The organism is Oscillatoria sp. FACHB-1407 (genome assembly GCF_014697545.1).
GTDB lineage: Bacteria > Cyanobacteriota > Cyanobacteriia > Elainellales > Elainellaceae > FACHB-1407.
In genome coordinates this window covers 162,616-183,295 of record NZ_JACJSA010000005.1, presented here as the reverse complement: position 1 = coordinate 183,295, position 20,680 = coordinate 162,616, and the positions used below count along the sequence as shown (strand labels likewise).

The following is a 20,680-nucleotide window of genomic DNA, read 5'->3' as shown; positions in this document are numbered from 1 at the left end:
AGCAACTCCATCGACGTGAGCAGATTTTTAGAAATGAGACTTAAATCAGTTCGATATTGGATAGGGATGAGATTTGTCGTCGAATCCAGGCGGGGTGAAGATTGGTCTGCTAAACCCGCCCGTACAGTTTGTGGATTTATTAATCCACAATCCTTAGTACTGCTATTCATAGATAGGTTTTGGAAATAAAACCAGGGGGGTGTGGGGCTGCGCCCCCAGCCAGGAGTTCCACCCCTGCACCCCAAATTCCCACCCTTATTTACGACGAGTTGTACTTAGGATCGCGAATTTATGAAGGTGTAATTCCTGGTGTAGGGGCGTGACATTCGGTCAAAAGCCCTTGCCATTGGTTCAGAACCCTCTGCTGAATGCCGCGCCCGTACAGGGGGTTGTCGTTTTTCAGGTTATTTAATTCACGATCCTTAGTGGTAGGGTGACTTTTTATAAGAGGAAAATATCTGCAAAAAACAGATTAAAAGCTGGTCTTATTTTGAGTCTCATATTCCATTCAAATGGGTTAAATGAGACTGCCTAAACGAAATGAAATTGAATTGTAAAGAACGATAAATCACCATTGAAAGCGGCGTCATGAAATATAAAGAGAATGTTATTTTTTTATGAAGTTTTGATGAAGCTCAAAAAATGGGCAAAGCCCTTCTTTCCTTTACTAGAAAAGACTTTCAGTCAAAAAACAAATATGAAGTTTGTGTGAAGTTATGGAAGTTTTGCGTACGACCCTGATCCCCAAATCAAAAACTTCGTGTTAGTCTGTTGCAGTTCCAAAACCAAAAGTGAATACGTAACGAGTACGAGTTAGGGAATTGGGATCAGGCTTGTGTTTTAGGCATTTGCTTGATGAAATTCTTGCCTCAACCGCCTTGGTTGAGTCCAACGTTCCAGTTCAGCAAGACACCTGATAACGGCTCCTAAGTCTTTTTCACGATTGATTTATGAATCACAAACTTTGGAGCGGTTTAACTACTGCTGCCCTTATTCTCACGACTGTAGGGAATGCTGCATCTAGTTATGCAGGTCAACCTACCGCCAGTGACGATTTATCAGATACGAATGTTTCCTCAGAGTTGGATGATTCTGAGCCGACCACCTTCTCGCTTGCTGTTCCCTCACCCGCAGCTTCCCCTGAACCTGCTTCCGCTGAGGATTCTGCAAGCAACCCGGTCTCCCCTGAGACGCAATCCTCTGATGTGGCAACCACCCTGCCCACGACAACTCCTGACTCTGGGTCGTCAAACGAGGTGGCAAAAGTGGGTGAATACCAATCTCAGGAGGACTCTGAGCCTGAGGCGATCGCTGAGATTCAACCTCACCTGATGAGTGGACGACAAGCGGCTACTCTATACGTCCAAAGCATTCCAGTCCTTACGTTTCTCGGTTCGGCTGCCCCCAGCACATCTGTCCCCGATTCCGCCGAAACTGCTCTCGCTAACTCGAATGCCACGGGTTCAGAGATTAAGGTAGGAACCACCCAGGCCGATGAAACAGCAGAGCTACTCGCTGTCCAACCCCTCGAAGCGGCACCTGCTCCTGTCCAAGATGAAAACGACCCAACCTGGCGAGCATCTGCACTAGCCGCTCAGATTAATCAGCTCTATCTCAACAACATCGATGCATCTGCCATTACCGTGCGCTGGAATGGCGATCGCGAACGGTATGTCATCGAGGTCAATGGCGAAGAACTGGTGGAAATGAACCCTAACACCATTTTGCCTGACAGCACAGATGATCCCGCTGAAGATGCACTACAAGCAACAAATCGCTTGCGCCGATTGCTTGGTGATGCCGAACCTCTAAGAGAGATTGCTGGCAGACCTGAACCCACTCGTGCCTCTCAACTTTCATTCAGCACCACTCGCCAATTTACCGGAGTAGCCTCCTGGTATGGACCGGGTTTCCACGGTAACCGTAGTGCCAGTGGTGAGGTATTTAACCAAAACGCGCTTACCGCTGCCCACCGGAGTCTGCCTTTTGGGACTCAGGTACGAGTGACCAATCTTCACACCGGACAATCTGTCATTGTTCGGATTACAGATCGGGGACCGTTCTCCCGAGGTCGAATCATTGACCTCTCGGCGGGTGCGGCACGGGTCATCGGCTTAATTCGCTCTGGGGTCGCTCCAGTGCGGTTGGATGTGTTGCGGACAGTTACCGCATCCAATTAAATCGTTTAGCCATACAAAATGTATAAATAGAGGCGTTGCATTCAGCGTCTCTATTTTTTTGTTTTGCGGAAAGCGGCAATGTTCAGCTAAGCTCGTGCCAAAGCTCAATATTGAACTCCCCAACCCCTTTATCCCTGACCCGTATAGGAGATTGTTGTGAATCCTAAAGAAATCAAACGAGAAGCCAATCAACTATTTAAAGTGCTCTCGCCACTCTTGGAGTTAGGGGATCAGTTTGCAGAGTGTATTTTGATTGATTTAGCGAAAGTCATTCAAATTTGTGGGCGAAGTAATCAGGAGATTGGCTCCAACGAGTTGCTAGCTTATTTGGTGGTGTTTGCGCTGGTGCGGCAAGACCGGGAAAAGCTGGCGATCGCCCTTAACCGTTGGGAACTGGGGGGAAGCGATCGCATTCAGGCGCAAAAAGACATTTTGCAAACGCTTCTGGATCTCACAAAAAAGACGCCTGGAGATCAGCTTTTGTTGCCCTCAATCTTAAATCGCTATGACGAACAACATGGCACTTATTTTTTAGGCAAAACAGTCAACGCCATTTACAAATTTGCTCAGGTCATTATCAAAGCCGACGGCAACATCACCATGCAGGAGATGGAAGCCCTGTCGCTGGTCTGGCGGCAGTTGCACACTTACGAAAAATTGGACAATTACGAACAGGGGCTTGCCAAAATTCCATCCAGTAAGCCTTTATCCAGCCAAACCACTTCACCCAATGCACCGACACCAGAGAGTGCAGAGCAAGCCTTGAGTGAACTCAATGATCTGGTAGGGATGGAGGAGATTAAGGAAGAGGTTAAAACGCTGACGAATTTCCTTAAGGTACAAAAAGTTAGAGCAGAACGAGGACTCGCCAAAACTCCAGTTTCGCTGCACTCAGTTTTTTGTGGACCTCCCGGTACAGGTAAGACGACCGTAGCTCGCTTGATGGGCAGAATCTTTAAAGATTTGGGCTTTTTAGCTAAGGGACATCTGGTAGAAACCGATCGCGCCGGAATGGTGGCGGGTTACATTGGTCAGACCTCTGCCAAGGTGGATGAGTTGGTGAAATCGGCTCTGGATGGGGTGCTGTTTATCGATGAAGCCTATGCGCTCAAACCCGCCGGGGCAGGACATGACTTTGGGCAAGAGGCGATCGATACGTTGATTAAACGCATGGAAGATTATCGCGATCGCCTCGTGGTGATCGTGGCGGGTTACACCGATGAAATGGATACGTTCATTGAGTCCAATCCGGGCTTGAAGTCGCGATTTAACCGCTACTTTTATTTCAACGATTACACGCCGGATGAGTTGTTAGAGATCTATATCAAAATGGCTGCCAAGAGTAATTTCAAACTCACGGATGCAGCAAAAGAAACCTTAAGAGATGTGTTGTATAGCTTTTACACCGATCGCGATCGTACGTTTGGAAATGCTCGTTTAGTTCGCAATTTGTTTGAGAAAACCGTCGAGCGACAAGCCAATCGATTAGCGGTGATGTCGTCGTTAACCGATGAAGTATTAACGACGATTTTGCCAGAGGATGTTCCACCCAAAAGCACTTCGACCTAAGCTACATCCCGTTCGATCGCCATCCAGGTTTGTAAGACCTCTGCCACCGTCCATGCCTGAGCAAAGGCTCCGCGTGGAGTCATAGGAGCATCACCATCAAAAATTTCGCTCAACGTGCCAATGCCATGAGCATAGAGATGGTTTGCCATTGGCTCCAGGAATGAGTGAGCGATCGCCCGATCTCGATAAACGTGCCAGTGGGCTCTGACAAACTCACCCAACAGCCAACCCCAGGCTGTGCCCTGATGATAGGCAATGTCGCGTTCTACCTGATCGCCATAGTAGGTGCCGCGATAGTCGGGGTGGTCGGAGGGGAGCGATCGCAATCCGTAGGAGGTCAACAACTGCTGAGCACAAACATCCACCAGCGATCGCCGTTGCTCTGGGGTGAGTAATGCCGGAATGTTGGAGTCTGATGCTGGTAATGACACCGCTAGAATCTGGTTGGGTCGCAGCGTGGTATCGTGCCCTTTGGGGCCATCCAGCACATCAAAGCAATAGCCCGTTTGGGGATTCCAGAAGCGATCAAAACCTTTTGCCGTTTGTGCTGCCAACTGCTGATATTCCTCAGCAGCTTTGCCCAACCGTTGGGAGAGGTGGGCTAGAGTGGCGATCGCGTTATACCACAACACATTCACCTCGATCGCTTTACCAATCCGGGGAGTCACCACCCATTCGCTGATCTTGGCATCCATCCAGGTCAACTGCGCTCCCACCTCTCCGGCATAGAGCAGCCCATCCTGCGGATCGAGATGGATGTTGTAGCGGTAGCCCTCCCGATAGTGCTGGAAGATGGTTGTCAAAACGGGAAATAACTCCTGCACCAGGCTATCGTCCTGAGTCGCAGCGTGGTAGGCACGAATGGCTTCAAAGTACCACAGGGTGGCATCGACGCTGCCGTAGTCAGGGGTTCCGCCCAGTTCAGCGAAGGAGTTGGGCAACATCCCCTGATCCATATAGTGAGTATAGGTGCTGAGAATGGCGCGAGCTACATCAGGGCGACCTGTTGCCAATGTCAATCCCGGCAAGCTGATCAGGGTGTGACGACCCCAATCGCCAAACCAGGGATAGCCTGCCAGAATGCTTTTTCCGCCACTGGAGTTAGTTTTGTCATTGGAGGATGAAAGACCTGGGCGATCGCCTGGAATAGGACGTGACACAACAAACTGATCTGCACTCAGAGCCAGATGATGAATCCAGTCAGGGGCATGGGTTGACCAGGGTTGCGATCGCCACTGGTGTTGCAGGGTTTGCTCATACTGTCGTCGCTGATTTAGAGCAACGTCCCCATCTAACTGGGCATCGGGTTCGGTGCTGGCAACGACTGTCAACGATTGCCCCGGTTCCAACACTGCTTCAATCGTGGCAGCGTGTAAATGATCCTCCTGCTCATCTAAACCGCGATCGTGCTCTGCGGTCAGTTCAAAACCGTAATACCAATCGTGGACAATCGACATCTTGCCGGGATGTGCCCACAGATAAAGCGGAGCACTGTTAGGAAATCCCTTGACCCGAATGCCCCGTTCGGTGGCTTCGACCTCCATCTGCCAGTTTTGCGATTGGGTACTGCCGTGATGATCGCGATCGTTCACCAGAGCTTTGAGTTTGAGTGAGAGGGACTGACTGGCTCGCCGCAAATGGTATTGCACATAGGTTGTGTTGCATCCGGGGTGCATCCACACTCGCTTTTCGAGGAGTGCATCGGCACAGGCAAATCGCCACACGGGAATTAAACCCTCCAGCGCGAATTGCTCAAGGTGGTGATAGCCCTGAGGATCAACAATATCCTCTGTCCAGCGATTGGCATAGAGCGTGTAAACCTTGTGGTTGTAATGTGCTGTTTCATCCAACTTGGTTAACATCAGTGTGCGTTGGAGGGGCGGGTTTAATGCAGCGACGAGTAACCCGTGATAGCGTCGAGTCAGAGTGCCTGCGATCGTGCCACAGGCATAACCGCCAATGCCGTTGGTAACCAGCCATTCGCGGGATTCTGCGGCTGACAGTTCGCCACAAATGTCACGACCAAATTGAATACTCATGGATCTGAAGATACGAAAAGTTGGGGTGAGGAGATAGGGAGGAGCCGAAAGCTTCCTCTCGTATTAGAGCTACTGTGTATACATAAAGGGGATGCTTGACAAGGATTCTGTATTCAGTAACCTGAGTTCGAGATAAGAATCTTGGCGGTTGAAACCGCAGCTACGAGAGCAAAACCGACCTGCGTCGGTTCGGCAAACCTTGATTTTTCCAGTCCGTGCAGACGGACTTGGTTCTGATAGCTGCGAATTGATTCGCCAGGTGCTTAACCCAAATTGACGTTAAGGAGTATTTCCTCCGGAATGGGCAACAGGTGCACCCTCAGGTAGGATAATCCCTCCAGGTATGAGTTGAGGATCATTTATTAAGTCTTCATTTTTAACCCATCATGGCAGAATGAACTATTACGACCTAAGGAGTTTCAAAACACCCATGACGATTCATCCCTCACTTCAAACCGCTTTTCAGCAAGGCACTGCCCTCAAAGTCATCAGTGGCTTGACTAACTTTGATATCGATCGCGTTGCGGCTGTGGTGAAAGCTGCCGATCGCGGTGGTGCCACTCTGGTGGATATCGCCGCAGATGCTAATCTGGTGCGCCTTGCTAAGCAATTGACCTCGCTGCCCGTGTGTGTCTCAGCCGTTGAGCCAGAGCAGTTTGTAGCGGCGATCGCGGCAGGTGCTGATCTGATTGAGATCGGTAACTTTGATGCGTTCTACGCACAGGGTCGGCGGTTTGAAGCGGCAGAAGTGCTGGAGTTGACTCACCAAACTCGCGCACTGTTGCCCCATGTCACGCTGTCTGTGACCGTTCCCCACATTCTTGAACTCGACCAACAAGTACACCTGGCAGAAGCTCTCGTTGCGGCTGGAGCCGATATCATCCAAACCGAAGGTGGCACCAGTAGTGCGCCTGCTCATGCTGGCACGCTGGGCTTAATCGAAAAAGCGGCTCCTACCCTGGCAGCGGCTTACGAAATCTCTAGAGCGGTAACCGTTCCCGTGCTCTGTGCATCGGGTCTGTCGAGCGTCACGGCTCCGATGGCGATCGCGGCTGGTGCCTCTGGAATTGGGGTGGGTTCTGCGATCAACAAACTCGACAACGAAGTCGCCATGATCGCTGTTGTTCGTAGTCTGGTAGATGCGTTGGCAACGGTTAAGCGCAATGCTGCGGTAGTGCGTTAAGCCATGATTGAGAGGTTGGAGTTCTTGAGGAACTCCAACTTCTGCAAGCTACAGCACTATTTTCTACAAGCACCAAGAATGGCAGCGTTCATTAGTTCTAAGCCCTGAGCTGATAGTTGCGAAGAATTCACAGGTCTTTTAGGATTAGATTGTAATTCTTCCTAAGGATTAAAACAATGGCTGGATTAACACCAGAATTTAAGCGTTTGCTTCAGGACTATCAAAAATCTCTGAAGGATTTACGGGACGCTTTAGAGGAAATTCCACAAGCTGACAATGCTAAAAAATTGCTAGACAGTATTATCAGTCGCCTTAACTCAGATATCGATAGATGATCTGAGAGGCACTTTTTATACCTCTCAGATTTCTCTAGTTGATTTCTTAGTCTATTACTGAGAGAACATTTGAATCTCTACTGCGGTATTCAAACTTCCTACATTCCTCATCTGTTTGGACAGGTTGGAATATAACTTAAACATTTTGAGGATGGGTTGGATGAAGCAGATCTTTATTTTCTCGGGATAAATTTGTCATTACAGTACTCTCAGAAATCTTTTCCAACCCTCGTAGCAACTCTTCAAGTCTAGATTCCACATCAATATCACCCAAATCTACTTTCTTCTCTAATTCTGCCTTCATGTAAGCAACAGCAGTTTTAAGAGATTTCTCGTAGAGGAAGAATGAATTAGAAAGAAGTTGCATAGTAGAGGCATGTTTTTCTGGAGTCAAGTCGCGATAGATTGGCTCGATAAAACTGAAATATATCCAGTCAACACAGTTACGTATATCCTGCTCAAACGCACGTCTTTGTTCTCGCTTCAACTTAAGCCTTGGCAGGCTCTTCAAAGCATGGTTGATCATCTGCTGCTTATTTCCAAGGTTGAACCATTCTTCAACTTTCTCAAGCTCTTCCAAAGTCTTATTAAATCTCCAATTAATCGATTGAATATTATCAAGCAGATATTCAATTTCTCTTTGCTTATCAGAACTCATTGACCCACAAAGAATGTCAACTTCTTGACGTAAGTTTTCCAAATCATTCCGATACTGTTCCTGATATAATCTCAGGTAATTATCCAGAGAAATTCTCACTTCTTCTTTCACCTGCTTTGCTGTTTGTTCATTTGCCAATTCATTTGTTTTAGTTGCGATCGCCTTTGAACCTAACAAAATGGAAACTGCAAGTAGCCCTACATCTTCAGCGTAAGGAATGGGTAATTCAAGTAGAGGCTCAGACCAAGCTAGTAGATCTTTGAGTGGCTTTGGAAAGGTTGAGGATTGGCTGGATTGATAGCCAAACGCAAAAGCAATCATTCCACAAGTAACCAAAATGATAGGTGATGGGATAACAGCACAAAACTTCTTCCAGGTCATCGTTGTCTCCTCAAAAATTCTGTAGTGTAGTTAGTTAGATATGGGTTAACTCTCACTCATCTCTAACTGCTACCAATACATTGTCTTAAATTAGAGAAGATGTCGATTCAGTCTTATTCAAGCTTTTTAAGCTTCATTCAGCCAGTATCAGCTTGCTATCAGTTGAAGTAACTCAGAAAAATTCAGTCAAGTTCAGTTAATCGTTGTTCGTTATTCGCATCTAACATATGAAAATCATTGAGACAGTTAGGACAGAAGGTTTTGGAACTGTGTCTCCAGTTAGGAATTCCATCCCTGTAACCCGTCCTAATCAACTCTTCGATTGCTTCACGCCGAAATCTGTGCTTCAGACCGCTAGAACCCCCACCTAAACTAAGTTAGGCATGCTTCTGGTTGTGTTACTGAGAGGGGCAGGCAACACAATATCTTGGCACTGTGCTTTGTCGGAAACTTTGGAACCACAGTAGCAATAGAGTTCAGTAAATCTCCGGTACAAAGAATTGCTCGTTGCGGGGTGGACGCACGTAGTCCTTCGGAGCCTTCTTACGCGGCGGTAACTCCAACGGTTCGGGAGTCATATCCACATAGGGAATTTTGCTCAAGAAGTGGCTGATGCAGTTGAGGCGAGCGCGCTTCTTGTCATCGGCTTCCACTGTGAACCAGGGAGCTTCGGGAATATTGGTGTGGGCAAACATCACGTCCTTTGCCTGAGAGTATTCTACCCAGCGATTGCGCGATTCGATGTCCATTGGGCTGAGCTTCCAGCGACGAGCCGGGTCAGTCGTACGCGATTGGAAGCGTCGCTCCTGCTCCTCGTCACTCACTGAAAACCAATACTTCAGCAAAATCATGCCCGATCGCACCAACATCCGCTCAAACTCTGGGCAGGTCTGCATAAACTCCTGATATTGAGCATCAGTGCAAAAGCCCATGACATGCTCGACTCCCGCTCGGTTATACCAACTGCGATCGAAACAGACGATTTCCCCAGCAGCAGGTAAATGAGCCACATAGCGTTGGAAATACCATTCTGTTTTTTCGCGATCGCTCGGTGTCCCCAAGGCTACCACTCGACAACCCCGTGGATTAAGGGGTTCAGTAATCCGTTTAATCGTGCCGCCTTTACCAGCGGCATCTCGCCCTTCAAAGATGATGACAATGCGGGTTCCAGTGTGCTTTACCCAGTACTGCATCTTGACTAGTTCAACCTGCAACCGGGCAAGCTCTTTTTCATAGAATTTGTTAGACAGCTTAGAGCTACCTTCTGCTTCAGAGATGTGATGAAAGACTCTCCGCTCAGTTTCTTGAGGCTCAGCTTTCTGCTTTTTCTTATCTTTCTTCTTTATTTTTTTCTTCTTTTTCTTGTCAGGATCTGTCTGTAAAACATAGTGATCTGCGATCGCATTTGTAGAACCGTTTTTATGTTTAAGTTTAGCTTTCATTGTGTAACGTCATGCAAATGAGTGTTACTAATTAATATGGGGTCTTCCCTGAGCCGTTAGCAAAAGCTCATGCTGATTGGGGTTGCTACTATTTTCAGATAGCAATTCTAACCATTTAGCACAGTCATGGGTCAGATTAGCAGGAATCTCTAAAGATTATTGTCATCAATGAGTCCTCACGTTCTTTTTCTAACCTTCTTTTTCTAACCTTACTCAGATTTAGCGAAGATAACCTGACTGCCTGACAAATCTTTTATGCCTGGAAATTGAAATCGCAGCTATGGAAGCAAACCCGATCTGGGTCGGTTCGTCAAATCCTGCATTTTCCGTAGCCCGTGTCGGTGGACTTCGCTTCAATAGCCGCGAATTTATTCGTCAGGCTCTTAACCCTCTTCTGTCACTCTCTCTGCGAACAAATCCCAGACAAACCTCGTTTCCAAGCAGGTGCAATCAATGTAAACGGTGTCGCCAGGTTGCGGGAGGCACTCCCAAATGACGCTTAAAGGCTCGGTTAAACGCTGCTTCTGATTCATACCCTACTTGGGTTGCAATCTTTGCCATGCCTGCATCGGTGCTTCTGAGTAAGTTGATTGCCAGTTGCAGTCGCCACTGCGTTAGATATTGCATCGGTGGCTGTCCTAACAGTTGAGTAAAGCGAGTTGCCAGGGTCGATCGCGACACTCCCACCTGTCCTGCCAGTTCTGTCACAGTCCAGTTATGCTCAGGGCGAGCGTGTAGTAATTCTAAAACCTGGCTCACGGTTGAGTCGCTCAACGCTGCTAACCAGCCAATCTGGTGTTCCGAGATTTGCTGCATCTGGTTTCGCAAAATCTCTACAAACATTAACTCGGTTAACCGTGACAACAAGCAATTGCTGCCTGGGCGATCGCCTAAGGTTTCTTCAATAATGTAGCGAACGCCCATTGCCAACAGTGGAGAGGTTGGCTCTAAAAAAACTGGGATGTGTATTAACAGAGGTAAGCTTTGCAGAAATGGATTGAACAATGGATCGTCACACAGCAAGAAACCACAGATAAGCTGTGTTGCGGCTCCATCTCCGCCATATTTCAAAACGGGCATATCAGTCCACGGTTGGGGAGGCAGGAGATCAGTGACGGGAATAGGTGGTTTACCAGGCTGATCAGCCAAAATGTGAGCACTGCCATAGGGAAAAACGATAATGTCTCCCTTAACCAGTTGCCTCGTTTTAGTGCAGTTATCCAGTTCTACCCAACAGGTTCCTTCAGCGACAATGTGAAATGAAACAACCCGTTGTGCAGGAGCTTGCAGCAACACCGCCAGTTGAGCAGGAGGCGGCGTTTCAATACTCCACGGGGCGGCATACTGGGTACGAAACCGAACACCACCTGACAAACGAATCACTCGCAGTACGTCAGAGAGAACATCCATGGCACGTTTAAGAATTCTGAAAACCGTTCAATTCAATGCAATTTGGCATCCTCATGAGTTCTAGCAGTCTCGACAGTTGCTCTAATTTGGCGTTTTAGTCAAAAACTCTAGAGTCTTAGTCATTGCACATCCTATGTTTATAGTCAAGTATAGAATCATGCGCTGCGGTATTTGCGGAGCATTATTGCAGCTAACTGTAAGTTGCAGCTAACTGTAAGTTGCAGCTAACTGTAAGTTGCAGCGAATTGCATTTGACAGTATAGCTCTCCTAGAGGTCGAGACAGGTTTCGTGGCTAAGACAGCGGTATATCAATCATCCGCCTCCTGCCCTTTGCCGTCACCTTTTGCTATACATCATCAGTCGTTCAAGCGTTTCAAATTGAATAGCCTCTTAATTCACCCGTTTCTATAGCGGTACTCGTTTGGGTGAAGTACGGGGTGTGGGGGTGGAATCCCCACGCAGGAGGCAGTGCCCCCTGCATTCCCTGTACTGAACCAACTTGCACACCGTTGCCAATCTTAGAGACGAGTACAACTCCCATGGGTCATTTAATCGTGGGGTCGTGTCTGGTAATTTGCCTTACCTCGACTCTCCTATTGAATTTGCCCATATTTGACATCAATTCTCATGAACTCGAAGGACGACACCATGTTGGAATTACAATCCCCCACAGCCTATTCACCCAATCAACCCTGGTTAGAGCAGGCTAAATATTTAGGTTCTCAATTTGCAGAACGTCGCACTCAAACGAATGAGAGCGATCGCTTTGTAGCCGAAAACTTTGCAGATTTACGACGGTATGGCTTTGCTTCAGCAGGAGTGCCTACCGAGTTAGGGGGTGGTGGGGCAAGCTATATCGAGATGAGTGGAGTATTGCGTGAACTCGCTCATCATTGCAGTTCAACAGCACTTGCCTTTGCCATGCATACCCATCAGGTCATGATTCCCGTGTGGCGTTGGCAACGTCAAAATGCTCCTGTTGAGGGATTGTTGCGACGCATAGCCATGGAACAGATTATTCTGCTCAGTAGTGGTGGCTCTGATTGGTTAGATGGCTCTGGTACAGCAACCCGTGTTGAAGGTGGATTTCGGATCAATGGCTGTAAGGTGTTTGCCAGTGGTGCACCCGCAGGGGATCTGCTGATGACCAGTGCTGTGTATAACGATCCAGATGCAGGTGCGACTGTGCTACATTTTGCGATTCCAGTGCAGGCGGAGGGAGTCAGGATTGATCCCATCTGGCACGCAATGGGAATGCAGGGCACAGGTTCGCACAACATCGTGTTATCGGATGTATTTGTGCCTGATGCAGGCATTGCCCTAAGACGTCCCCAAGGAGAATGGCACCCTCTGTTTCACATCATCTCTATGCTGGCATTTCCGCTGATCTACTCGGTGTATGTCGGTGTAGCAGAAGCTGCACGAGACTTAACCGTGCAACTGATTCAAAAACGACAAGCCAACGGTCATATCGCCTATTTAATGGGTGGCATTGAAAATGAACTGATGGCTGCACGGTTGGCTCTGCAACACATGCTAACTGTGGCGGATAGCAGTCAACCGGGATTTGAGACGACCAACCAAATTATGATGGGGCGTACGTTAGCCGCACGTGCAGTGTTAAACGTGGTTGATCTGGCGATGGAGGCAACAGGTGGGACTGCCTTTTATCGTTCCGTAGGGTTAGAGCAATTGTTTCGCGATGCTCAAGCGGCTCGTTATCATCCTCTGCGGGAGGGTGACCAACGCCGACTGGCAGGGCAACTCGCTCTAAATTGGACCGTTGAAACTAAGCATTAACGCCTTTCCGTTATCCATGATTGGTAGGGACATAGCACGTTCCCTACCAATGCTTTTTAGTGTCAGGTGAAGCACCTGGCAGATCAACTGGTGAGCTTCGGCAGATTCAACTGCCAAAATCCTTCTCTCAACTCAGGTTAATGAAGATTGAAGTTGTCACTGCAATCATTGCAGCGATCGTCGCCATCATGAGTGCCATCTTAAGTGTGTATGGTCAAATGCGGGTCGCACGATTGTCTGATCGGCTTGCCCAACAGCGCGAAGTTGCATCGCGAGAAGCTCAGACAACTGCCTTAATGTCGAAATATCGAGATCCATTGCTGCGATCAGCGATCGATCTTCAGAGTCGTTTATTTAACATTCGCCAAAACTACGTTTTACACAATTTTGATCAACGCAGTTTATCGGAACAGGAGTATTTAATTAACAATACGTTGTATGTTTTTGCAGAGTATTTTGGATGGGTAGAGATTCTACGACGAGAAATTCAGTTCTTAGATTTAGGAGATCTTGAACTCAATCGTCGTTTGAGCGAACTGCTTGTGAATATTACCAAAGCGTTTGGTACAAATCACTTTAACGGTCAGAGTAATTTTGATTCAACCTTTCAACTCTTTAACGGAGAACAGCGGGCGATCGGAGAAATTATGATGCAACCTCGCTCTACTGATCAAACACTGGGTTATGAGTGTATTGGATATGCAGCATTTGTTCAAAAGATGAGCGATTCAGAGTTTGCTCGATGGTTCATCAAGCTCAAAGCTGATCTCAATGAGATAACAACGCAGTCAACCCTGAGTGGAGAGCGTCTTATTTTGATTCACAGTCGGTTAATCGATCTGATTGATTTTCTCGATCCACGCTGTGTACGTGTGCCGTTAAAGTATAGAACTCGAATTAAATAACGCTATTTGGGTTAAACGCCTGACGAATCAATGTGGCTGTTAACCCGAACTCGGTTAAATCGATTTAGCCCTTTTGGAGGCTTGACATTTGTTAGAAATTTGCGTTAGAGAAGATATAGTTGTCGCAACATCATTTTCCCTAATCATGAAAGCCGCGATCGCCCTTACCACCACCCCTTCAACCATCCACTCTGGAGGGGCGTAGGCTGCTGTACTGAAATCAGTCTTACTCCGCTAGCCCTCCAGTCAAACCCTGGGGGGCAATATTTTTGGCATTTACGTTGGTTATGGGGGTTTGTAGGAAATGCTCATGTCACACCCGTTCTCTCAATCTGAACTATCCATTTGTGGTTTGGTCAGCGCACTTTGCGAAACGTCCTTGCCACAAATGTCTCTTGCAATGACTACTGCTACCACCGCTACCACCACCATGACGCTAGGAGGGACGTGACGCTTGAGTGCGATCGCCATTTGTCTGCCCTCCAAACCTGAATTGGAGGGTTTTTTATTGCCCGCCCATGCACACATTAAGGAGAAACCAAGATGTCGGATCATCGTGAACTCGCCAGGGATATGGATTTGTTTCATTTTGAGGAGCACAGCCCAGGCATGGTGTTTTGGCACCCGCAGGGGTTACGGCTTTTTCACAACGTTGAAACTTTTATGCGACAGGTTTACCAAGCCCATGGATTTGAGGAAGTGCGATCGCCTGTTGCCCTGAGTCGATCGCTATGGGAGCGTTCTGGACACTGGGCAAAGTTTCGCAAAGGGATGTTTGTCGTCAGTGATGGAGCCGTTGATGCTGAGGCTAAATCAGTCCGGAGTAGTGATCCTGGCTATGCTTTGAAACCCATGTCGTGCCCTGCTCACATTGCGATTTATCAATCCCACAAGCGTAGTTATCGTGAGCATCCCATCCGGTTCATGGAGTTTGGTATGTGCCATCGCAATGAGTTGTCTGGTGCGTTGTCGGGCTGTATGCGACTGCGACAATTTGTCCAGGATGATGCTCATATTTTTTGTCGAGAAGCAGACGTGCAGCAGGAGATTAGCCGCTTTCTCAAGATGGTGCAGCGCGTGTATGTTGCCTTTGGTTATGAGCAGTTTTCGCTACAAATTTCTCTGCGACCGGAGCAACGGCTTGGCTCTGATGCCCTGTGGGATCGGGCTGAAGCTCTATTGATCGGGGCCGTTGAAGCGTTGGGACACAGCTATCAGTTAGCACCCAATGAAGGTGCATTTTATGGTCCAAAACTCGAAATTAGTTTGCAAGATCAATTAGGGCGATCGTGGCAGTGCGGCACATTTCAAATTGATTTCAATCTCCCTCACCTGTTTGAGTTGGCGTTTGTCAATGAACGGGGAGAGTTAGAACGCCCTGTGATGCTGCATCAGGCCGTGTTAGGGTCGTTAGAGCGTTGGATCGGCATTTTGTTAGAACACCATCGCGGAATTTTGCCCATTTGGGCTGCGCCAACACAGGTCGCGATCGCCTCAATTTCTGACAAAGCCTCTGATTAGGCAGCAGTAATTGTGGCTCGACTCAAGCAGTTAGGGATCAGGGTAGAATTGCACAACCCTGATCAAAGAATTAGCAAAATAATTCGAGAACTGGCGAGACGTAGAGTTCCATTAGTGGCGATCGTGGGTGAACAGGAAGCCATCCATCAAACGCTGAATCTTCGGCGTTTAGGCGGTGGAGAACAGCAGGAAATTAACCTGGCTCAACTGGAGCAGTTAGCACAGGTCATGCCTAAAGCCCTTTGATTCTCCCAATTCAATGGGGCTACGGCTATGCTAATTTCCAGAAACAGGGTGGTTTCATACAAGTGAAGAATTTTTGCTTCGCCCCCCTAGCTCCCCAAAATTGTGGGGAAATTGGTCTGAAGTCCCCCAAGAGTTGGGAATTTAGGGGACAGATTTAAGGGGATTAAACTCCAATTCACCTTTCTTTGTGTATATGAAACCAGCCTGCCATTCTAATTCTCATACCAATTTGAATTGGCTTCGCTGCCCATGATTCCGTAAGGGCGTTTCGCGAAACGCCCCTACCCAGTGATCTGCCACAATCAAACATTAAATCGGTATCAGAAGGGGAGGGTAAAGCCCCTTCTGAAAAGTGCGATCGCCCCACGGTTGATTACTCAAATTGCAAAATGCGTTGCAACGGAATTTTGATTTGTTCTGGGCGGTTATTTAATTCATAACCCAGGTCTTGAATGGTGCGTTCTAGGAGGTAGTGGTCTAACAAAATTTTTAGCTCTGATTGATGTCTTGGCAGGAAGGAATCCCGACTGGCTACCGCTAAGTAGGAATGCAAAAAGGCAGCACTGACCCAATACTCCCAAAACTGGCTCCATTGCTGCATTCGAGCCCTTTGGTCGGGGTGAATCATGCCACTTTCAATTTCACGTTGCAACGCATAACTGGTGGCGTAGTGAAAGGATTGCAGCATTCCGGCAATGTCTCGCAGGGGCGATCGCTTCATACGGCGTTCGTTGAGGCTGCGGGCGGTGTTGCCTTCAAAGTCAATGATGATGAAGTCTTTTCCGGTATAGAGCACCTGTCCCAAATGATAATCGCCATGATACCGAGTGCGTTTGGCGGTGATCTTTTGGTCCAGGATTAAGCGGAATCGCCCCAGATATCGGTCATGATGGCTCAAGGCTGCCTCAGCTAAAACACGAGTGTCATTGGGTAGGGTGTGGAGGCGATCGCGCAACCTCAAAAAGACCTGTCCGGTGAGGTTGCGACAATATTGATAGATCGATCGCTGGTAGAACGAGGTGAAAAGCTCTGGGGCAAAGTTAGGATCATTTGGCTCGGATGCCAGTGCTATGTGCAGTTCAGCGGTTCGTTGTCCCAACAGTTGCACATTTGCCAGGTAAGAGCCGATGGTCTGAGAGGCAAACAGTCTGCCCATTTGCACATCCGACAGGGCTAAGGCGTGCAGCGAATGAGCCGCTGAAAGTGTGCCCGTATCGCCGTGCCCTCGTGCGCTCGTTTCTTCTAGCTTCACATCTTCTGAAAATGCTGCCTGCAACTCTAACAAAGGCTGGGGTGGCACTGGAACATCGGATATATCGCCTCGCTGCATGACGACATATTCAAAGTAATCCCGCAGGCTATCCAGTGTGTAATCCCAGGTGTTGCGAGCGTCGGGAATGTATTGTTGCAGGATGCCGACCGTGACAGGTGCTGCTTTTTCGCGACGATATTCTAGATATCCGGCGATCGAGGTGATATTTGCAAAGCGTTGATTGGTGTCCAAAAATTGCCGCATTTCCAGGTCGGGGTTGATGCCTTCCTCAATCTTGCGGAACAGTTTCAAGATGAGTTGGGGCGAGGCAGTCCCTTTCGTCGGGTCGCAGTAAATCACGGAGATATTACTGTGATCACCCTTGGGCAGGGTCGGATCGACGGAGTCATCACTGCCACTGAGGGACTCAAACAACGTTGTAGGTACCATCACCAACTCGCCTATTTTGCCAGGATAGACGTGGTTTTGAGCGACTCGATCGGGCAGCGATCGCAAGAAAGATTTATCTGCGATCGCATCAATTAACACTGACACCTCATCGTGTCCTGCAAAGCGCAATCGAGCGACAACCGCTTGTGGATTGTCGGTCAGCAACTGGAGGGCTTGTTCCCCTTCAACAGCCGTTAAAAACAGCAAATAGATTTGGGGGTCACCCTGGGTGTACTCAACCTGAAAACCGACAATGTAAGCGGTTTGATCTTTGTAGGGAAGGGCGATCGCCTCAATCATTTGGGCATTTCGGACCGTTCGGGTTCTGCCACCAAACCACCAAAAATTGGACAAATACTCTGGCAACAGCGACTCTAACTTGCTTCTCAAGTTTGCCTGCGTCATGACTGCCTGCCACTGGCCTGCGTTTGCTCCGACAGGGGAACTGCTTTGCACCGCCAGTGTCGGAATCTCGGCATGAGTCTTCGATGGTAGGGCACTATATTGTGGCTTCAAGGTGAACCAGTAGACCGCGTAAGGACCAATGCTGAGAAAATAAGGCATCTCCCCAACCGTAGGAAACTCCGTTCGCCCGAAGATCTCTTCAGGGACTCGTCCTCTAAACCCAGACAAATCAAGTTCAACCGTCTGCACAAAGCGGGACAGGTTTGCCACTACTAAAATTTCTTCATCTTCGTAGGTGCGGGTAAAAGCAAGCACTTTGCGATTGCTGGGATGCAGCAATTGAAAATCGCCCCGACCCAATGCCTGAAAGCGTTTGCGAGTGGCAATCAATCGCCGCATTGCATTTAACAACGAGTTAGGATTGGCGCGTTGTGCTTCGACGTTGACGGTGTTGTAGTGATATTCAGCATCGACGATCAGGGGTAAGTATAAGCGTTGTGGATTGGCTCGACTAAAACCTGCGTTGCGATCGGGGCTCCACTGCATGGGAGTGCGAACCCCATTGCGATCGCCCACGTACACGTTATCGCCCATGCCAATCTCGTCGCCGTAATACAGCACCGGGGTTCCCGGTAACGAGAGTAATAAACTGTTGAGCAACTCAATCTGGCGGCGATCGTTCCACAACAGCGGAGCTAAACGTCGTCGAATGCCCAGATTCAACCGCATCTCCGGGTCTTGAGCATAGACCCGATACATGTAGTCACGGTCTTCATCCGTGACCATCTCCAGGGTTAGCTCATCGTGGTTTCGCAAAAACAGCCCCCACTGGCAGTTATCGGGAATAGGAGGGGTTTGTTGCAGGATATCCATGATGGGAAAGTTGTCTTCCATCCGCAACGCCATAAACAGACGCGGCATGAGCGGAAAATGGAAGTTCATGTGGCACTCGTCGCCATCACCATAGTAAGCGGCTGCGTCTTCGGGCCATTGGTTCGCTTCTGCCAATAACATGCGGTTGGGGTAGTTTGCATCTACCTGTTTGCGAAGCTGTTTCAAAAAGTCGTGCGTTTCAGGCAGATTCTCACAATTCGTTCCCTCCCGCTCATACAGATAGGGCACCGCATCCATCCGCAGCCCATCCACTCCCATATTGAGCCAGAAATCAAGCACCTCAAACACAGCTTCGCGGACGGCTGGATTGTCGTAGTTCAGGTCGGGCTGATGGGAGTAGAACCGATGCCAATAGTAGGCTTTGGCGATCGGGTCCCATGCCCAGTTAGATGACTCAAAATCTTGGAAGATGATGCGAGCTTCCTGATACTTTTCTGGGGTGTCACTCCACACGTAAAAGTCCCGCTCTGGGCTACCTTTCGGTGCTCTGCGGGCGCGTTGAAACCAGGGATGCTGGTCAGAGGTGTGGTTGACGATTAATTCAATAATGACGCGGATATCGCGCTGGTGTGCTGCTTCTAAAAATGCTTTGAAGTCGGCGATCGTCCCATAAATTGGGTTAACGCTGGTGTAGTCGGAGATATCGTATCCATCATCTCGCAGCGGCGATGGAAAGAATGGCAAAACCCAAAGGGCTGTCACTCCCAATTCTTGAAGGTAATCGAGCCGTTCGGTTAACCCTTGAAAGTCACCGATGCCATCCCCATTACTATCGGCAAATGCACGAACAGGAACTTCGTAGATAATGGCGTTCTTGAACCAGAGCGGATCGTCTCTCAAAATCACAGTTAACAAGCCGAGTATACTTCCGTTAGGAGAATAGCTGAAATTCTCGAATTACCCATCTGACGCAGGTAGGAAACACGGTAATTTGCTTTGAACTCTAATCCGTCTTACACCTATTCAATTTGAGCAATTACCTGTTGGCAGAAAATAGCCAACAGGGGGTTGAAAACCTGTCAACTTAGAATCGTGGATTTAATAAATCCGCAAACTGTGCGGGCGGATTTAGCAGAATAATTGCTTCCTGTAATAGATTTGACGGCAAAACCCGCCCCTAACAAACCTCAAACTTATTTAATTCCCGCGTTGCTGATCTAATGTGTGAATTTCGTATGGGCGTTTCGCGAAACCCCCTAAAGCAGTAAGCTGGGGTCTAAATCATCTAACGCTAAGGAAATGGCAGATGATAACCCACATTAAGCTTGAACTGGTTCGACCTGAGCCGCAGTGGTTGAATGCTTAAAGAGGCGATCGCACGTTTGCGCACTTGCCATATACACCAGTTTTAAGGTAACAATGATCGCGCTGGTGACCACTAAGGATCGTGCATTAAATAACCTGAAAAACGGCAACCTCCTGTACGGGTGCGGCATTCGGCAGAGGGTTCTGGAACAATGGCAAGGGCTTTTGACCGAATGCTGCGCCCCTACGCCAGGAATTACACCTTAATAAATTTGCGATCCTAAGAAGCCATTGTTGATCAACACCGCAATATCACGCTGAACAATGCCATAGCCGCTCCAAAGAATCCCTTCTGCCATTGCAAGCAACCACGTTACAAGAGACAAACTGGTCAAGTTTTTTCTTTATACGCCACCCAAACCTGGGGAACATTTGCAGCCAGGACGCTGACGAGCAAGATCAGGCTCAATCCCATCACACCACCAATGCTTCTGAAGAAGAGTAGGACCACCAGCCACACCGGGGCGATCTTTAATTCCATGACTTGGCGACCAAAGCATAGTGCCGCTAACGTGATGAGGGCGAAAATGGTGGCAGTGGCACTTGAGGCGAAACTAATTGAGGGTTGGTCTGTCCATAGACCGTAAACTGCCCACCCCGAACTGATGAGTGCACTGGTCGCGCTCGTGTCAACGGACACACCGTGGGCGTGCTGCGTCCGTAGGAGGCGAACTCATTGGACGGAGATAGTATCTGAAACTCAA

16 protein-coding genes are annotated in these 20,680 nt (G+C 48.4%); 8 read left to right on the top strand and 8 right to left on the bottom strand.

The genetic code is table 11. The annotated features are described in order from the left end of the window. Nucleotides 1-950 precede the first annotated feature (950 nt). Together H6G89_RS10540 and H6G89_RS36240 are read left to right on the top strand one after the other, a co-directional pair. Complete coding sequence (locus H6G89_RS10540; protein ID WP_190505787.1) at nt 951-2,180, top strand: septal ring lytic transglycosylase RlpA family protein; 1,230 nt, start codon at nt 951-953, stop codon at nt 2,178-2,180. Nucleotides 2,181-2,336: 156 nt separating this feature from the next. Then, nucleotides 2,337-3,749: an AAA family ATPase gene (locus tag H6G89_RS36240; RefSeq protein WP_199336654.1), complete on the top strand. Its 1,413-nt coding sequence runs from the start codon at nt 2,337-2,339 to the stop codon at nt 3,747-3,749. On the opposite strand, the gene H6G89_RS10530 is transcribed toward H6G89_RS36240, so the two are convergent. Beyond that, on the bottom strand, nt 3,746-5,788 hold the full coding sequence (locus H6G89_RS10530; protein WP_190505785.1) for an amylo-alpha-1,6-glucosidase: 2,043 nt from the start codon (nt 5,786-5,788) through the stop codon (nt 3,746-3,748). The genes H6G89_RS36240 and H6G89_RS10530 overlap by 4 nt on opposite strands. A gap of 430 nt (nt 5,789-6,218) precedes the next feature. On the opposite strand from H6G89_RS10530, the gene H6G89_RS10525 reads away from it, so the two are divergent. Beyond that, entirely contained in the window at nt 6,219-6,971 is a 753-nt protein-coding gene (locus H6G89_RS10525) for a DUF561 domain-containing protein (RefSeq protein WP_190505784.1), read from the top strand. Between the two features lie 176 nt (nt 6,972-7,147). After that, nucleotides 7,148-7,306, top strand: coding sequence for a hypothetical protein (locus H6G89_RS10520; protein ID WP_190505782.1), 159 nt, complete (start codon nt 7,148-7,150; stop codon nt 7,304-7,306). Between the two features lie 136 nt (nt 7,307-7,442). Here the strand turns inward: H6G89_RS10520 and H6G89_RS10515 are convergent, their stop codons facing one another. The 3 genes from H6G89_RS10515 to H6G89_RS10505 form a co-directional block, all read right to left on the bottom strand. Beyond that, complete coding sequence (locus H6G89_RS10515) at nt 7,443-8,345, bottom strand: hypothetical protein (protein ID WP_190505780.1); 903 nt, start codon at nt 8,343-8,345, stop codon at nt 7,443-7,445. Nucleotides 8,346-8,821: 476 nt separating this feature from the next. Continuing rightward, the gene (gene ppk2, locus H6G89_RS10510) at nt 8,822-9,787 is read right to left on the bottom strand and encodes a polyphosphate kinase 2 (RefSeq protein WP_190505778.1); all 966 of its coding nucleotides are present in this window, start codon (nt 9,785-9,787) and stop codon (nt 8,822-8,824) included. A 450-nt stretch (nt 9,788-10,237) separates the two neighbouring features. After that, nucleotides 10,238-11,197: an AraC family transcriptional regulator gene (locus H6G89_RS10505; protein ID WP_190505777.1), complete on the bottom strand. Its 960-nt coding sequence runs from the start codon at nt 11,195-11,197 to the stop codon at nt 10,238-10,240. A 628-nt stretch (nt 11,198-11,825) separates the two neighbouring features. On the opposite strand from H6G89_RS10505, the gene H6G89_RS10500 reads away from it, so the two are divergent. Together H6G89_RS10500 and H6G89_RS10495 are read left to right on the top strand one after the other, a co-directional pair. Continuing rightward, a complete protein-coding gene (locus H6G89_RS10500; protein WP_242059901.1) occupies nt 11,826-12,998 on the top strand; it encodes an acyl-CoA dehydrogenase family protein in 1,173 nt (390 codons plus the stop codon). 140 nt (nt 12,999-13,138) lie between these two features. Further along, nucleotides 13,139-13,903, top strand: coding sequence for a hypothetical protein (locus H6G89_RS10495; RefSeq protein ID WP_190505775.1), 765 nt, complete (start codon nt 13,139-13,141; stop codon nt 13,901-13,903). Between the two features lie 327 nt (nt 13,904-14,230). On the opposite strand, the gene H6G89_RS10490 is transcribed toward H6G89_RS10495, so the two are convergent. Next, entirely contained in the window at nt 14,231-14,431 is a 201-nt protein-coding gene (locus H6G89_RS10490) for a hypothetical protein (protein ID WP_190505773.1), read from the bottom strand. Between the two features lie 15 nt (nt 14,432-14,446). On the opposite strand from H6G89_RS10490, the gene H6G89_RS10485 reads away from it, so the two are divergent. Beyond that, on the top strand, nt 14,447-15,424 hold the full coding sequence (locus tag H6G89_RS10485; protein ID WP_199336653.1) for an aminoacyl--tRNA ligase-related protein: 978 nt from the start codon (nt 14,447-14,449) through the stop codon (nt 15,422-15,424). Between the two features lie 12 nt (nt 15,425-15,436). Continuing rightward, nucleotides 15,437-15,670, top strand: a complete 234-nt coding sequence (locus tag H6G89_RS34395) for a His/Gly/Thr/Pro-type tRNA ligase C-terminal domain-containing protein (protein WP_199336652.1) — start codon at nt 15,437-15,439, stop codon at nt 15,668-15,670. A gap of 373 nt (nt 15,671-16,043) precedes the next feature. Here the strand turns inward: H6G89_RS34395 and treS are convergent, their stop codons facing one another. The 3 genes from treS to H6G89_RS10475 all read right to left on the bottom strand — a co-directional run bounded on the left by treS (nt 16,044) and on the right by H6G89_RS10475 (nt 20,616). Next, nucleotides 16,044-19,514, bottom strand: coding sequence for a maltose alpha-D-glucosyltransferase (gene treS / locus H6G89_RS10480; protein ID WP_309229794.1), 3,471 nt, complete (start codon nt 19,512-19,514; stop codon nt 16,044-16,046). Between the two features lie 665 nt (nt 19,515-20,179). Then, nucleotides 20,180-20,311: a hypothetical protein gene (locus H6G89_RS35660; protein ID WP_255519390.1), complete on the bottom strand. Its 132-nt coding sequence runs from the start codon at nt 20,309-20,311 to the stop codon at nt 20,180-20,182. Then, nucleotides 20,308-20,616 (bottom strand): hypothetical protein, encoded by a 309-nt coding sequence (locus tag H6G89_RS10475; RefSeq protein WP_190505766.1) that lies wholly within the window; start codon nt 20,614-20,616, stop codon nt 20,308-20,310. Before H6G89_RS10475 ends, H6G89_RS35660 begins: the two co-directional genes overlap by 4 nt. Nucleotides 20,617-20,680: the final 64 nt, after the last annotated feature.

What these genes read in the sequence shown, in the direction of transcription:
- H6G89_RS10540 (WP_190505787.1), top strand. Translation starts at nt 951, where the DNA reads ATGAATCACAAACTTTGGAGCGGTTTAACTACTGCTGCCCTTATTCTC.
- H6G89_RS10530 (WP_190505785.1), bottom strand. Translation starts at nt 5,788, where the DNA reads ATGAGTATTCAATTTGGTCGTGACATTTGTGGCGAACTGTCAGCCGCA.
- H6G89_RS10525 (WP_190505784.1), top strand. Translation starts at nt 6,219, where the DNA reads ATGACGATTCATCCCTCACTTCAAACCGCTTTTCAGCAAGGCACTGCC.
- H6G89_RS10520 (WP_190505782.1), top strand. Translation starts at nt 7,148, where the DNA reads ATGGCTGGATTAACACCAGAATTTAAGCGTTTGCTTCAGGACTATCAA.
- H6G89_RS10515 (WP_190505780.1), bottom strand. Translation starts at nt 8,345, where the DNA reads ATGACCTGGAAGAAGTTTTGTGCTGTTATCCCATCACCTATCATTTTG.
- ppk2 (WP_190505778.1), bottom strand. Translation starts at nt 9,787, where the DNA reads ATGAAAGCTAAACTTAAACATAAAAACGGTTCTACAAATGCGATCGCA.
- H6G89_RS10505 (WP_190505777.1), bottom strand. Translation starts at nt 11,197, where the DNA reads ATGGATGTTCTCTCTGACGTACTGCGAGTGATTCGTTTGTCAGGTGGT.
- H6G89_RS10500 (WP_242059901.1), top strand. Translation starts at nt 11,826, where the DNA reads ATGAACTCGAAGGACGACACCATGTTGGAATTACAATCCCCCACAGCC.
- H6G89_RS10495 (WP_190505775.1), top strand. Translation starts at nt 13,139, where the DNA reads ATGAAGATTGAAGTTGTCACTGCAATCATTGCAGCGATCGTCGCCATC.
- H6G89_RS10490 (WP_190505773.1), bottom strand. Translation starts at nt 14,431, where the DNA reads ATGTGTGCATGGGCGGGCAATAAAAAACCCTCCAATTCAGGTTTGGAG.
- H6G89_RS10485 (WP_199336653.1), top strand. Translation starts at nt 14,447, where the DNA reads ATGTCGGATCATCGTGAACTCGCCAGGGATATGGATTTGTTTCATTTT.